The organism is Nocardioides sp. REDSEA-S30_B4, from assembly GCF_001627265.1.
In the GTDB taxonomy this organism is placed as follows: Bacteria; Actinomycetota; Actinomycetes; order Propionibacteriales; family Nocardioidaceae; genus Nocardioides.
In genome coordinates this window covers 93,715-106,307 of the sequence record NZ_LUPI01000104.1, presented here as the reverse complement: position 1 = coordinate 106,307, position 12,593 = coordinate 93,715, and the positions used below count along the sequence as shown (strand labels likewise).

Sequence of the window (12,593 nt, the reverse complement as noted above, 5' to 3'; positions counted from 1 at the left end):
GCATCAGCCAACGTCATGGTCATCAGGTGTCTCGCTTCTCGCCCCGTGCAGGGAAGGAACTCAGAAGTGGTGTCTCACCTCAGCCTGACGCACAGGGAGGGCGCGATGCGCATTGCCATCCTGCTCGTGCTGGACCGTCATGTAGTCAAGAGCGACATGAGCCTGCCACCCCTAAGTTCGGTTACCCCAAACTGAAGCGCGCACTTCTGCCGCGACGCGTGCGCGAATCTGCCGGCGAGGGGGACAGATCTCTACGCTGAACTCATGGCCGGATCATCGTGGGGCAAGACGCCGCGAGAGCGTCGAGCAGGAGTGTGCTCGCCGTGGCAAGGATGAGGTTGTGGCGGGATGCGTCGAGCTCCTCACGAAAGGCGACGCGGACCCGGATCTGATCCTGGCCCTGGGTGGTCCGCCGGCGCGCTGGGTCGTCACCGGCGAGCCGCCAGGCCCTCCCTACTGGCTGCGTGTCTGGGCGTTGCGAGGTCTGCTGTGGGCCTGGGATGCCAGGGCACGCTCAGCAGTGGACACGGCACTTCAGGACGAGGCTTGGCGGGTGCGGGAGATGGCGCTTCGAGTCGTGGCCCGTCACCGGCTCGAAGACGCCGTGACGACAGCAGCCGACCTCCAAGACGACCCGAACGCCCGAGTGCGAGCCGCTGCGTCACGGGCTCTGGCCCGGCTCGCCAGCGACAAGGACAGCGCCTGAGAGTCATCGGAAAGACGTCCGCACATGCCGCGATCCGCGCACTTTGACGGGCGCCTCCTCGAGGGCGGGTTTCGTCAAAGTAGCCCGCATGGAGCTCGCCAATCTCCCTGCATCTCGACAGAAATGTCGAGATGCAGCGAATCTTGACAACTCGCTGTCAAGGTCAAGATCTACTCAGCGAATAGACATTCGGGGGCGTACGGTGTCGCGGCTCTTGCAGCGGCCCCGATTAGGATCCGGTTCGTGCCGCTGATCGCGCTCGACCTGGATGGGACGCTCGTCGACCAGGCGTCGGCAGCGCGCGCGTGGGCTCATGGCTTCGTCCGTGGGTGGGGCCTTCCCACCCACGAGGTCGATGTGGTCACAACTGCCCTCACCGAGCGTCGCCCCAAGGACGAGGTCTTCGCTCGACTGGTCGACCGTCTCAGGCTCCCGACGAGCGCAGACGAGGTGTGGCGTCGTTACCGCACCGAGATGCCGTCCCTGGTCACGGTCAATGACGACGACCGTCGCGCGCTCGCCGAGTTTCGCGCTGCGGGTTGGACGCTCGGCATCGTCACGAACGGCATGGCCGACAATCAAGAGGGCAAGATTCGTCGCACCGGCCTCGACACTTTGGTCGACGGCTGGGTGATCTCGGACGTGGTCGGCGCCCGCAAGCCATCCCCCGTGATCTTCCATGCCCTTGCTGAGCGGCTCGGCTGTCCACTCGATGGATGGATGATCGGCGACAGTCTCGAATTCGATGTCGCGGGAGGCGCAGGGGTCGGGTTACAGACCGCCTGGATCGACAGCGACGGATCCGACGCGACATCCTTTCAGCCAGATCTCGTCGTGCAGTCGGTCGCAGCAGCGGCGGTAACGATCCTCGACAGCTCGGCCATGGCGTAGCCGCCCACTGCGTCGCCCTGCGCAGCGACGAGGCGGCGCGACGAGGCGGCGCGACGAGGCGGAGCCCTGGGGCATGCGGAGAGCGCGTGAGCGTGTGTAACCTGTCGCTGTGCTTTGTCGATCGATCAACTGGTGGCGCGCCTAGCCAGGCGGCGTCCATCTGATCGATTCTTCTATCCGGCCGCCTCGACGAGGCGGCTGTTGCGTTATGCGAGTTGTGTCGACGAGGCCCACACCCTGAGGGCAGTCAATGTCGTTCACCGCACCGCACCGCGATCTCCCCGAACCCCCCAGCTCGAAAACGTGGCCTGATCTCCTGGACGAACTCCTCCGAGGCGGTCACCTCAATCGTGCGACGGCGCACTGGGCTATGCGGCAGATCGTGCGGGGCGAGGCCACCACAACGCAGATCGCCGGGTTCCTGGTCGCCCTCCGCGCCAAGGGTGAGACCTCCGCGGAGATCAGCGGGTTCGTCGATGCTCTCCATGAGTCGGCGACGCCAGTGATTATCCCCGGACCGACAGTCGATATCGCAGGCACCGGGGGCGACGGCACCGGCGCGATCAACGTCTCAACGATGGCCGCGATCGTCGCCGCCGCGGCGGGCATCACCGTGGTAAAGCACGGTGGCCGGTCGGCCTCATCGCTGACCTCTGGCGCCGCGGACCTGGCCGAGCATCTCGGCATCCCGCTGGACAACAAGGCCAGCGCCGCCGCCGCGACAGCCGCGAAAGCCGGCGTCACGTTCCTCTACGCGCCGCACTTCAACGCCGGACTGCGGCACGCCATCGACGCTCGTCGCGGCCTTGGGATCCCGACCGTCTTCAACACCCTCGGTCCACTGATCAATCCGGCTAACCCGCACCACAGAGTGATCGGAGCAGCCGACCGCCGGGTAGCACCACTCATTGCAGAGGTGCTGGCGGACCGCGGGCACACCGGCCTGGTCGTACGTGGCCGGGACGGCCTCGACAAGCTCACCACGACAGAGAGCTCCGACGTGTGGGTCGTACGAGAAGGCCGGGTCTCGACAGTCGAGCTGGATCCAGCCGTGCTCAGCCTCCCTCGTGCAGAGTCAGGTGACATTCGAGGCGGGACCGCGGCCGAGAACGCGGCGGCATTTCACGCGCTCCTTGCGGGTCAAATGGGTCCGATCCGTGACGTGGTTCTCCTCAACGCCGCCGCTGTCGCGGCGACAATGACGTTGACCGAAGACCCGCTGGAGGAACAGATCGGCGAGGCTCTGCCTCGATGCGCAGAGGCCATCGACAGCGGAGCCGCGGGTAAGGTCCTCCGCTGTCTGGTCGCACGGGGCGACGACTGGTAGGGGACCGGTCGACCGTAGCCGCGATCCGCGTGAACCGACATTGACAGGCCCCGCCAAGCGCGACCGTTTGGTCAGAGTTCCCCGCGGGGAGCTCGGCCATCTCCGTTACATCTCGACACCGCCGCTGTCGTAGCCGGACGGACCGAACCGGTGTGTCGAGCGGTCCGATGAGTCGGAGGCGGCGGCCTGCAGCACGTTTCGGTCCGTCCGGCTCCGGGCCGCTCGACCACGGGGCACACTGCGAGGTGTGAGCCGCTTCGGACGCCGCGACGAGCCCGGTACGCCGCTGGGCGCGGGTCGCCTGGCCGACATCTCCGACCCCGCCGTACCCGACTCGCTGCGGCGCATCGTCCGCCCGGCCGGTGGCCGGGCGCACCCGCACGTGCTGCGGATGGCCGGGGACCACCCCCGGGTGCTGGTGGCGGCACGTCCGGAGGCACTGGTCCACGTCAGCTTCGCCGACCAGGGCGACGTCGAGGCCTCCGCGGCCTGGTCGGTGGCGTTCGTGCCATGGGCGCAGGTCGAGGAGATCCGGGTGACCGGGGTGTCGATCACCTTCCGCTGGCCCGGGCACAGCGTCTCGGTGGACATGACCACCCACGAGGAGGCGCTGCAGACGGGGCTGTTCTTCCTCGACGTGCCCCACGGGTGAGCAGCGGTGCTGGGGGACGTGGTCTCGACGCCCGCTCCTCGCTGGCGCTCGTCGCTGCTCGACCACCGGAGGGCGGCCGTCGCCCTCAGCGCCGGTGCTTGCGCCCGTGCTTGAGCACGGTCACCAGCCCGCCGAGCAGGTGCTGGGTGAACCGGTCGTCGTAGTACATCGTGATCTCGTGGCCCAGCGCGGTGTACCAGGACCGCCCGCGCCCCACGCGGTGCGTCCAGGCCATCGGGTGGTCGCCCATGACCCCGCTGACGCCGGGGTAGGTGGGGAACGGGTTCGCCGGGCCGGTCGGCAGGTTCGAGGTGTTGGGGTCCTGCAGGTAGCTCGACTCGTCGATCGACAGCAGCACCCGTGACCGGCCGCGGACGCTGGAGGTGAAGGAGTAGAACTCCTCGATCGGGATCAGCCACTGCTCGGGCAGGTGCCGGGTCGAGCGGTGCGTGGCGCTCTCGGTCACCATCAGGCCCGGCTGCTCCAGCGGGTGCGCCAGGAACCGGCCGCCGGCCAGCAGCCGGGTGTAGAAGGGGTTGGAGTACTCCGTGTCCGCCGCCGAGTGGACCCCGGCCCAGCCGCCGCCGCGGCGTACGAACCTCTTCAGGGCGGTGCGCTGGGCGCCCTCGAGCACGTCGCCGGTGGTGTTGACGAAGGCGATCGCGTCGTAGCCGTCGAGGCCGCGGTGGGTGAAGGCGGTCGGGTCCTCGGTCGCGTTCACGTCGAAGCCGTGGGCGGTGCCGAGGTCGGCGATCGTGGCCACCGCCGTCTCGATCGACATGTGCCGGAAGCCGGTCGTCCTGCTGAAGACCAGCAGCCGCGGCCGCTCGATCCCCGCCCAGGTCGGGGGCGCCGAGAGCACCAGGGGCGCGACCGGCGCCGCCAGGGCGGCACCCAGCAGGGCGCGCCGGCTCGGGGCGGGGACGGTGCCGGAGGAGCCGGAGCAGGTGGAGTCGGTGCACATGGGGGTCTCCTGGAGCGGCTCAGACGGCCGAGCCGTCGGCGATGCCGCGGGCGATGCGGATCGAGTTGGCCATGATCGTCAGCGTCGGGTTGAAGCCGGGGAAGGTCGGGAACGTCGAGGCGTCGGCGACGAAGACGTTGTCGACGTCGTGCAGTCGCCCCGAGGAGGCGCACACCGAGGTGCGCGGGTCCTCGCCCATCCGCGCGGTGCCGGCCAGGTGCGCGGTGTAGGTGATGCCGGAGTTGATCAACGGGAACGGCAGCACGATCGCGCCGATCGACTCCGGGGTCGCCTGGTGGGCGGCGAGCATCTGCGCGCCGAGGTAGGTCGCGGCCGCCTGCTCGTGCCGGTGCGGGGAGTAGGTGATCCGCGCCGCCGGGTTGCCGAGGAAGTCGGTGACGTCGGGGTCGAGGTCGACCCGGTTCTCGGCCTGCGGGAGGTCCTGGTGGACCAGCTGCGAGCCGGCCACCCCGGCGTGCGGCCCGACCCGCATGGCGGCCTTGTGGGCCGCCCCGTAGCCGGCGAAGCCCGCCATCAGCTGCGCACCGTTGATCGGCGGACCGCCCGAGCCGAGCTGGATGATGCCGCCGGTCAGGTACGGCACCCCGAGCGCGCTCACCTCCGGCCCGGTGAACGGGCCCACGAGGTCGTCGATCTGCAGCGTCGTCGACTGCGCCCGCAGCGGGTGCACCGTGAAGGGGAAGAAGGCGGCGGCGATCGTGAAGTTGTGGAACATCATGTTCCGGCCGACCTGGTCCGAACGGTTGCCCAGCCCGGTCGGGTGGGCACGGTTCGCCGACATCAGCAGCAGCCGCGCGGTGTTGATCGGGCTGCCGGCCAGCACCACGGTCGAGGCGGGGATGCGGTGCACCTTCCCCCGGACGTCGCGGTAGCGCACCGCCCGCGCCCGACGGCCGTTGCGCGTGGTCTCCACCCGGTCCACGAACGCCCGCTCGACCACCCGCACCCGACCGGTCCGCATCGCGGGGTTGAGGAACGACACCAGCGCGTCGCCCCGGGCGTTGATCGGGCAGCCGAAGCCCGAGCACATCCCGCAGGAGTTGCACGCCGGACGGCCCTTGCGGTGCTCGGAGTTCACCGCCGCCGGGTAGGGGTAGGGCTCCATCCCGACCAGGCGCGCCCCCTGGGCGAGCAGGCCGGCGGCGTACCCCGTCGGGTTGGGCGGCATCGGGAAGTCGCGCCGACGCGGGGACTGCTCGAGGGTGCGCGCCGGCATCGCTGCGCGGTCGCCCTGGACGCCGACCTGGCGCTCGACGAGGTCGTAGTACGGCGCGAGGTCGTCGTAGCCGATCGGCCAGTCCGCCACCTGGGCGCCGTCGATCGGCCCCCTGTCGGAGAGCAGCGAGAAGTCCTGCTTCCAGAAGCGCGGCGTCTTGGCGTTGTAGTGCAGGCTCGTGCCGCCCACGGCCGCGCCGAGCTGACCGAGCGCGCCCTGCGCCGAGCGCGCGACCCCGGAGGAGGCCTCGGCCTGGGTGCGCGTCGTGTAGGGCTCGAGGTCGCCGTCGGGGAACCCGAAGCCGCGGTAGCCCTTCACCTCGTCCGAGCCGTACTCCGTGCCGAGCCGACCGCTCGACCGCTTGCCCAGCCCCGGGCGGAGGTTGCGTCCGCGCTCCAGGACCGTCACGTCCCACCCCTGGCGAGCCAGCTCCCACGCGGCCGCGGACCCGGCCGCGCCGGAGCCGACGACCACCGCCTCCCGGCTCACAGCAGGTCCTCCACGTCCGCCAGCAGGGCGCTGAGCCGCTCGGTGAGCACCCGGAGGTCGCCCTCGGCCTCGGCGAGCAGTCCCATCGCGGCCTCGGAGGTCGCCAGTGCCATCGCCGGGCCGTACGCCGCGAGCGCGCTGGTCACGTCGAGCAGCGGCAGCATCTCGATCTCGGGGTCGGTGACCTCCTCGTCGGTGTAGCCGCGCGGCTGTCGGTCGCCGTCGAAGCCGATGCCCTCCCAGCCCAGGCCGTCGCGGTTGCCGCCGTACTCCGGCGCACCCCACGTGCCCTCGAAGGCGTGGGTCACCGCGACACCCATCATCGCGGTGACGTCGGGGTCCTGCGTGGTCTGCAGCGCCAGGTCGCGCAGCGGCCCGGGCAGGTCGGCGAAGCCGGGGACGCTCGCGGCGAGCGCGTCGAGGCCCCGGGTGTAGACCTTCTGCAGCCGCCGCACCCGGCGCTTCCACGCCTTGCGCTCGTAGGCGTCCAGCGGCAGGAACCGCTCGAAGTCGTTGCGCCGCGCGCCGCCGCGGTCGGAGAACGGCCCACCGGCGTAGATCCGCGGTGGGTCGGTGCGGAAGGCGCCCAGCAGGGCGTCGATGCTCTCGTGCGCCCGGGCCGCCAGCGCCCCGGGGGCGCCGTCGTCCGCCGGCACCACCCGGTCGACGACCGCCGCCAGCGTGGCCAGCTGGTCCTCGTCGAGGAAGCGCGCCCGGTCGCGGCCGACCGGGACGGCCACCGCCGGGAGACCGGGTACGGCGAGCAGCGCGACCGTGCCCGCGGCGCCGGCCAGGACGCCGCGCCGGGTCGGCTGAGCGGAGCCGTCCGGCCGGTCCGGGAGGCCGGGCCAGGGCAGGTCGACAGCGGGTATGTCCGTGGTCACACCGAGATCAACGCGCAGAACTGGAACTGGTTACACCTGCGGGCCGGGGCAGCCGCGGGACGTCATACAGCAGCAGCGGACGTCCCGTCCGCATGACGTCCCACGCCCGCGACCGTCGGGAAGATCAAGTCTTCAACCAGTGTTACGAAGGCATGACCAAGAAGATCGGCTTCCTGTCCTTCGGGCACTGGACCCCCTCCCCGCACTCGGCGGCCCGCTCGGCCTCCGACGTGCTGCTCCAGTCGATCGACCTCGCGGTCGCGGCGGAGGAGCTCGGCGTGGACGGCGCCTACTTCCGGGTGCACCACTTCGCTCGGCAACTGGCCTCGCCGTTCCCGCTCCTGGCCGCCGTCGGCGCGCGCACCAGCCGGATCGAGATCGGCACCGGCGTCATCGACATGCGCTACGAGAACCCGCTCTACATGGCCGAGGACGCCGGCGCCGCCGACCTCATCAGCGGCGGACGGCTCCAGCTCGGCATCAGCCGCGGCTCACCGGAGCAGGTCGTCGACGGCTACCGCTACTTCGGCTACGAGCCGGTCGACGGCGACCACGCCGCGATGGCGCGGCAGCACACCTCGGTGCTGCTCGACGTGCTCACGGGCAAGGGGTTCGCCGAGCCGAGCCCACGCCCGATGTTCCCGAACCCGCCGGGCCTGCTGCGCATCGAGCCGCACTCCGAGGGTCTGCGGGACCGGATCTGGTGGGGCGCCGGCTCGCGGTCGACCGCGGAGTGGGCCGCCGAGCAGGGCATGAACCTGATGAGCTCCACGCTGCTGACCGAGGACACCGGCGTACCGTTCCACGAGCTGCAGGCCGAGCAGATCGAGATGTTCCGCAAGGCCTGGGAGGCCGCCGGCCACGAGCGCACCCCGCGGGTGAGCGTGAGCCGCAGCATCTTCCCGCTCGTCGACGACCGCGACCGCGCCTACTTCGGCACCCAGTCCGAGAGCCGCGACCAGGTCGGGCACATCGACGGCGGCATCGCGCGCTTCGGCAAGACGTACGCCGGTGAGCCGGACCGCCTGGTCGAGGAGCTCGCCGCCGACGAGGCCGTCCGCGCCGCCGACACGCTGCTGCTCACGGTGCCCAACCAGCTCGGCGTGGACTACAACGCCCACGTGCTGGAGTCGGTGATGACCCACCTGGCGCCGGCGCTCGGCTGGCGCTGAGAGGTCTCGAGGCTCGCTCCGCTCGCACCTCGACCAGCACGTGCCGCTGGTCGAGGTGCGAGGAGCGTCAGCGACGAGCCAGGAGACCCGGTGAGGGGACGCCCTCAGGACTCGTCGGTCTCCTCGACCGAGTCCGGGTGCGGCTCGTGCTCCACGGCCTGGGCGGGTGACTCGAGCACCTCGGCGAGGTGGACCACCGCATCGCCGGAGGACACCAGGGGGGCCTCGGTACGGCCGATGACGATTCCCTCGCGGTCGGCGTGGACCAGCCGCACCCGCTTGCCGAAGGAGTCGAAGAGCCCGCCCAGACGCTCGCCCTTGGTGACCCGCTGTCCGAGCTCGGCCTCGAGGTGGAGCATCCCGGTGCCCCGGGCGCGGACCCAGCCCGAGCGCCACGACTCCAGCGTCGGGGCGGGCGGGTCCTCCTCGGGGGGCTCGACCATCCCGAGGTGGGCGAGCACGCGGCGTACGCCGCGCACGCCCGCGTCGACGGCCCAGCCGTCCATCCGCCACGCCTCGCCCGCCTCGTAGAGCAGCACCTTGGCGCCGGCCTCACGGGCCGCGGCGCGCAGCGACCCGTCGCGCAGCCGGGCGTGCATCATCACCGGTGCGCCGAAGGCCAGCGACAGCTCGCGGGTGCGCTCGTCCTCGAGGTCGGCGCGGATCTGCGGCAGGTTCGTGCGGCGGTCCGACCCGGTGTGCAGGTCGATGCCGACCTCGCACTTGGCGACCACCTCGGTCATCATCAGGTGCGCGATCCGGGCCGCCAGCGAGCCGCGGCGCGAGCCGGGGAAGGACCGGTTGAGGTCGCGCCGGTCGGGCAGGTAGCGGTCGCCGTTCATGAAGCCGAGCACGTTGACGATCGGCACCGCGATCAGCGTGCCGCGCAGGGACTTGGCGTCGAGGTCGGCCAGCACCTGGCGCACGACCTCGACCCCCACGGCCTCGTCGCCGTGGATGGCGGCGTCGATCCAGACGATCGGCCCGTCGTGGCGCCCGTGGACGACGCGGATCGGCAGGTCGACGTCGGCCCCGGTCACCAGGCGCGTGATCGGCAGCGCCAAGGCCTGCTTGCGGCCGGCGCGGACCCGGACCGGACCGATCTCGAAGGAGTCGCGGGGCACGCTCACCGTCCCCGGTTGCGACGGCGTACGGCGACGGGCGGGCGGGGACCGAGGTAGGACCGTCCCGGGTCCACGGCGTACCCCTGCCGCAGCGCCTCGCGCCCCACCAGCATCCGGAACCCCATCTCGTCGCGCCGCGAGAGAGTCATCTCCGCGGTCACCGTCCGCTCGAGCAGGGTGATCTCCATCGGGACGACGTAGCGCTCCTCGGCGTGACCGGAGGAGGAGCGGACCTCGCGCACGTCGATCACGGGGCAGCGGGCCTGGACGGCGTCCTCGTCGGTGCCCTGCCAGGGGTGGATGGAGAACGCGACCCAGCGCTCACCGTCCACCTGCTCCTCGACGAGGTCGAAGGCGTGGATCGCGCTGGTGCGTGCGCCGGTGTCGAGCTTGGCCTTGACCCACGGCACCCCGAGGCCGGGGAGGCTCACCCACTCACGCCAACCCGCGAGGGTGTAGGAAGGAATAGGGGGGTGGTCGCCCGTCGGCTCTGCTGGCACGCTGGCTCGTCCTCTCCGTCGCTCGGCACCCGTCGGGCACATGGTGGTCCACACGTCCGGCACTCACACTCGGGTGGTCATGAAACTAGCGATCCTGTCCCGCGCACCCCGCTCGTACAGTACGCAGCGCCTGCGCACCGCCGCGCTGGACCGTGGGCACACGGTCAAGGTGCTCAACACCCTGCGCTTCGGCATCGACCTGTCGGGTGACGAGCCGGACCTGCAGTTCCGCGGCAAGCAGCTCTCGCACTACGACGCGATCCTGCCGAGGATCGGCAACTCCATCACCTACTTCGGCACCGCGGTGGTGCGGCAGTTCGAGCAGATGGACGTCTACACGCCCAACACCTCGTGGGGCATCGCCAACAGCCGCGACAAGCTCCGCGCGACCCAGATCCTGTCCCGCCACCAGATCGGGATGCCGGCCACGACCTTCGTGCAGGGCCGCGGCGACGTGATCCCCGCGATCGAGCGGGTCGGCGGGGCGCCGGTGGTCATCAAGCTGCTCGAGGGCACCCAGGGCATCGGCGTCATCCTGGCCCCCGACATCAAGGTCGCCGAGGCGATCATCGAGACGCTGCAGTCGACCCGGCAGAACGTGCTGATCCAGCGCTTCGTCAAGGAGTCCAAGGGCCGCGACATCCGCGCCCTGGTCGTCGGAGACCGGGTCGTGGCGGCGATGCGCCGGGTCGCGCAGGGCGACGAGTTCCGCTCCAACGTGCACCGCGGCGGGTCCGTGGAGCCGGTCGACCTCGACCCGGCCTTCGAGCGCGCGGCCGTGCGCTCGGCCCAGATCATGGGCCTGCGGGTCGCCGGCGTCGACATGCTCGAGGGCAACGACGGGCCGCTGGTCATGGAGGTCAACTCCTCGCCGGGCCTGGAGGGCATCGAGCGCGCCACCGACCTCGACGTCGCCGGCGCGATCATCGACTACATCGACAACCAGGTGGCCTTCCCCGAGATCGACGTGCGCCAGCGGCTCACCGTCTCCACCGGCTACGGCGTCGCGGAGATCCTGGTCTTCGAGGCCTCGGACATGGTGGGCAAGACCCTGGGCGACTCCGGCCTCCGCGAGCGCGACATCACCGCCCTGACCCTGCACCGCGGCACCCAGGTCATCCCCAACCCCAATGCCGGCCACGTGCTGGAGGCCGGCGACCGGTTGCTCTGCTTCGGCAAGCTCGAGGAGATGCGCTCGATGATCCCGAGCCGTCGCAAGCGGATGCGCAAGCCGAAGAAGCTGCCCGCCGAGCCGATCCACGACGCCTGAGATCCGCCGCCTGGGGGGTCCCCCGGCGGAGGAGCCCTGGCTCACCCGACCGCACGGCCGGGTGAGCAGCCCGCGCCGATGCGTGGGCAGGGTCGTGCGCATGACCCCCTCCGACGAGCGTGAGACGCCCGCCGAGCAGGAGTCCGTCGCGCTGGTCCTCGACGCGGGCGGGGCGCGCTCGGCCTACCAGGTCGGGGCGCTGGAGGTGCTGCTGCCGGCGCTGGCCGAGCGCGGCCACCGCCCCACGGTCCTGGTCGGCACGAGCGCGGGTGCGCTGATCTGCGGCGGACTGGCCGGGGTCGCGGACCGTCCCGCCCCGGCCCAGGCCGCGGCGCTGCGCGACCTGCTCGACCACGTCACCAAGCCGGCGGTGATCACGCCGCTCTGGCGGCAGGTGCCCGAGGTGGTGGCGAGGTACGCCTCGGAGACGCTCGGGCTGAGCAGGTTCCGCCTGCGCGGGCTCTTCGGCACCGGTCCGCTGCGCGCGACCCTGGCCGAGGCGCTGGACTGGGAGGCCGTGCACCGGCACCTGTCCGACGACACGCTCGACGCGGTGGCCGTGACCGCCACGACGGTGCGCACCGGGCAGGTCACGATGTTCACCGAGGGCCGCGGGGCCGACCTGCCGCGGCCGGCGCCCGGTCAGCACCGTCGCTACGTCGACACCCACCTCGAGGTCGAGCACCTGATGGCCTCGGCGGCCATCCCCGCGCTCTTCCCCTCGGTGCAGGTGCACGCCCCCGAGGAGGCCGCCGGGTGGTACGTCGACGGCGCCACGCGTCGCCGGCACCCTCTGGTCCCCGCGCTGGAGCTCGGCGCCACCCACGTCGTGGCCGTCGGCACCGGCAGCCTGCGCGCGCCGGCCGTCGACCGCTCCGCGGACCGGGAGCCGGTCGACCTCGGCGACGGCGTGGCGACGCTGCTCGGCGCCGTGATGGACGACCCGATGCGTCACGACCTGCGGCGGCTGCGCCAGACCAACCGCCTGCTGCAGGACCCCGGCACCGCCGAGGCCGTGCAGCGGATGCGGCGCGAGGAGGGCGAGCGGGACCTGCGGGTGGTGCCGCACGTCGCGGTCGCCCCCGATCGGGGGGACGAGCTCGCGGCCGCGGCGATGGAGGTCTTCGACCGCAACCACCGCACCCTGCTGGGGACGGCGGCCGACCCGGACCTGCAGGTCGTGCACCGGCTCCTGGGCGGGGACAGCCCGCTGCAGGGCGAGCTGCTGTCCTACTTGCTCTTCGACCGTGACTTCTTCGGGGCCGCCGCGGACCTCGGGCGCCGCGACGCCCGCCGGTGGGTCGAGGAGCACCCCGACCTCTGGGCCACCTGACCCCCCGCGGGGCGGGACTGCCGGGGCGGGGCTGCCGGGGCGGG

At 71.7% G+C, this 12,593-nt stretch carries 13 protein-coding genes and 1 pseudogene; 9 read left to right on the top strand and 5 right to left on the bottom strand.

Annotated elements, in window-relative coordinates:
- The 5 genes from A6R01_RS18205 to A6R01_RS18185 form a co-directional block, all read left to right on the top strand.
- Positions 1–195, top strand: a 195-nt coding sequence (locus tag A6R01_RS18205) for a hypothetical protein (protein ID WP_292609078.1), incomplete at its 5' end; no start/stop codon positions are given.
- Between the two features lie 145 nt (positions 196–340).
- Positions 341–706 (top strand): HEAT repeat domain-containing protein, encoded by a 366-nt coding sequence (locus tag A6R01_RS18200; RefSeq protein WP_292609075.1) that lies wholly within the window; start codon positions 341–343, stop codon positions 704–706.
- Positions 707–949: 243 nt separating this feature from the next.
- Positions 950–1,597, top strand: coding sequence for an HAD family hydrolase (locus tag A6R01_RS18195; RefSeq protein ID WP_292609072.1), 648 nt, complete (start codon positions 950–952; stop codon positions 1,595–1,597).
- A 250-nt stretch (positions 1,598–1,847) separates the two neighbouring features.
- Complete coding sequence (gene trpD, locus A6R01_RS18190) at positions 1,848–2,924, top strand: anthranilate phosphoribosyltransferase (protein ID WP_292609069.1); 1,077 nt, start codon at positions 1,848–1,850, stop codon at positions 2,922–2,924.
- Positions 2,925–3,171: 247 nt separating this feature from the next.
- Positions 3,172–3,576: a hypothetical protein gene (locus A6R01_RS18185; protein ID WP_292609066.1), complete on the top strand. Its 405-nt coding sequence runs from the start codon at positions 3,172–3,174 to the stop codon at positions 3,574–3,576.
- A gap of 85 nt (positions 3,577–3,661) precedes the next feature.
- On the opposite strand, the gene A6R01_RS18180 is transcribed toward A6R01_RS18185, so the two are convergent.
- Genes A6R01_RS18180 through A6R01_RS18170 form a run of 3 tightly spaced genes read right to left on the bottom strand, consistent with a single transcriptional unit; the run spans position 3,662 to position 7,150 of the window.
- Positions 3,662–4,540: a ThuA domain-containing protein gene (locus tag A6R01_RS18180; RefSeq protein WP_292609065.1), complete on the bottom strand. Its 879-nt coding sequence runs from the start codon at positions 4,538–4,540 to the stop codon at positions 3,662–3,664.
- 19 nt (positions 4,541–4,559) lie between these two features.
- On the bottom strand, positions 4,560–6,266 hold the full coding sequence (locus A6R01_RS18175) for a GMC family oxidoreductase (RefSeq protein ID WP_292609062.1): 1,707 nt from the start codon (positions 6,264–6,266) through the stop codon (positions 4,560–4,562).
- Entirely contained in the window at positions 6,263–7,150 is an 888-nt protein-coding gene (locus A6R01_RS18170; RefSeq protein WP_292609060.1) for a gluconate 2-dehydrogenase subunit 3 family protein, read from the bottom strand. The genes A6R01_RS18175 and A6R01_RS18170 overlap by 4 nt, the downstream gene beginning before the upstream one ends.
- Positions 7,151–7,302: 152 nt before the next feature.
- Between A6R01_RS18170 and A6R01_RS18165 the strand changes: the two genes are divergently transcribed.
- Positions 7,303–8,322 (top strand): LLM class flavin-dependent oxidoreductase, encoded by a 1,020-nt coding sequence (locus A6R01_RS18165; RefSeq protein WP_292609057.1) that lies wholly within the window; start codon positions 7,303–7,305, stop codon positions 8,320–8,322.
- Positions 8,323–8,426: 104 nt separating this feature from the next.
- On the opposite strand, the gene A6R01_RS18160 is transcribed toward A6R01_RS18165, so the two are convergent.
- Both A6R01_RS18160 and A6R01_RS18155 read right to left on the bottom strand, forming a co-directional pair.
- Positions 8,427–9,452 (bottom strand): succinylglutamate desuccinylase/aspartoacylase family protein, encoded by a 1,026-nt coding sequence (locus A6R01_RS18160; RefSeq protein WP_292609054.1) that lies wholly within the window; start codon positions 9,450–9,452, stop codon positions 8,427–8,429.
- The gene (locus A6R01_RS18155) at positions 9,449–9,946 is read right to left on the bottom strand and encodes a RimK/LysX family protein (protein WP_292609051.1); all 498 of its coding nucleotides are present in this window, start codon (positions 9,944–9,946) and stop codon (positions 9,449–9,451) included. The genes A6R01_RS18160 and A6R01_RS18155 overlap by 4 nt, the downstream gene beginning before the upstream one ends.
- Positions 9,947–10,025: 79 nt before the next feature.
- Here A6R01_RS18155 and A6R01_RS18150 point away from each other — a divergent pair.
- From A6R01_RS18150 to A6R01_RS18145, 3 genes and pseudogenes are all read left to right on the top strand, one after another.
- Positions 10,026–10,883, top strand: a pseudogene (locus tag A6R01_RS18150) (RimK family alpha-L-glutamate ligase); the annotation flags it as partial.
- Positions 10,884–10,892: 9 nt separating this feature from the next.
- Positions 10,893–11,216: a TrkA C-terminal domain-containing protein gene (locus A6R01_RS18390; protein WP_366925129.1), complete on the top strand. Its 324-nt coding sequence runs from the start codon at positions 10,893–10,895 to the stop codon at positions 11,214–11,216.
- Positions 11,217–11,316: 100 nt separating this feature from the next.
- Entirely contained in the window at positions 11,317–12,549 is a 1,233-nt protein-coding gene (locus tag A6R01_RS18145; protein ID WP_292609045.1) for a patatin-like phospholipase family protein, read from the top strand.
- The last annotated feature ends 44 nt before the right edge of the window (positions 12,550–12,593 follow it).

Bases quoted from the DNA above. Each gene is read 5' to 3' on its own strand.
- trpD (WP_292609069.1), top strand. From the start codon at position 1,848: ATGTCGTTCACCGCACCGCACCGCGATCTCCCCGAACCCCCCAGCTCG.
- A6R01_RS18180 (WP_292609065.1), bottom strand. From the start codon at position 4,540: ATGTGCACCGACTCCACCTGCTCCGGCTCCTCCGGCACCGTCCCCGCC.
- A6R01_RS18165 (WP_292609057.1), top strand. From the start codon at position 7,303: ATGACCAAGAAGATCGGCTTCCTGTCCTTCGGGCACTGGACCCCCTCC.
- A6R01_RS18145 (WP_292609045.1), top strand. From the start codon at position 11,317: ATGACCCCCTCCGACGAGCGTGAGACGCCCGCCGAGCAGGAGTCCGTC.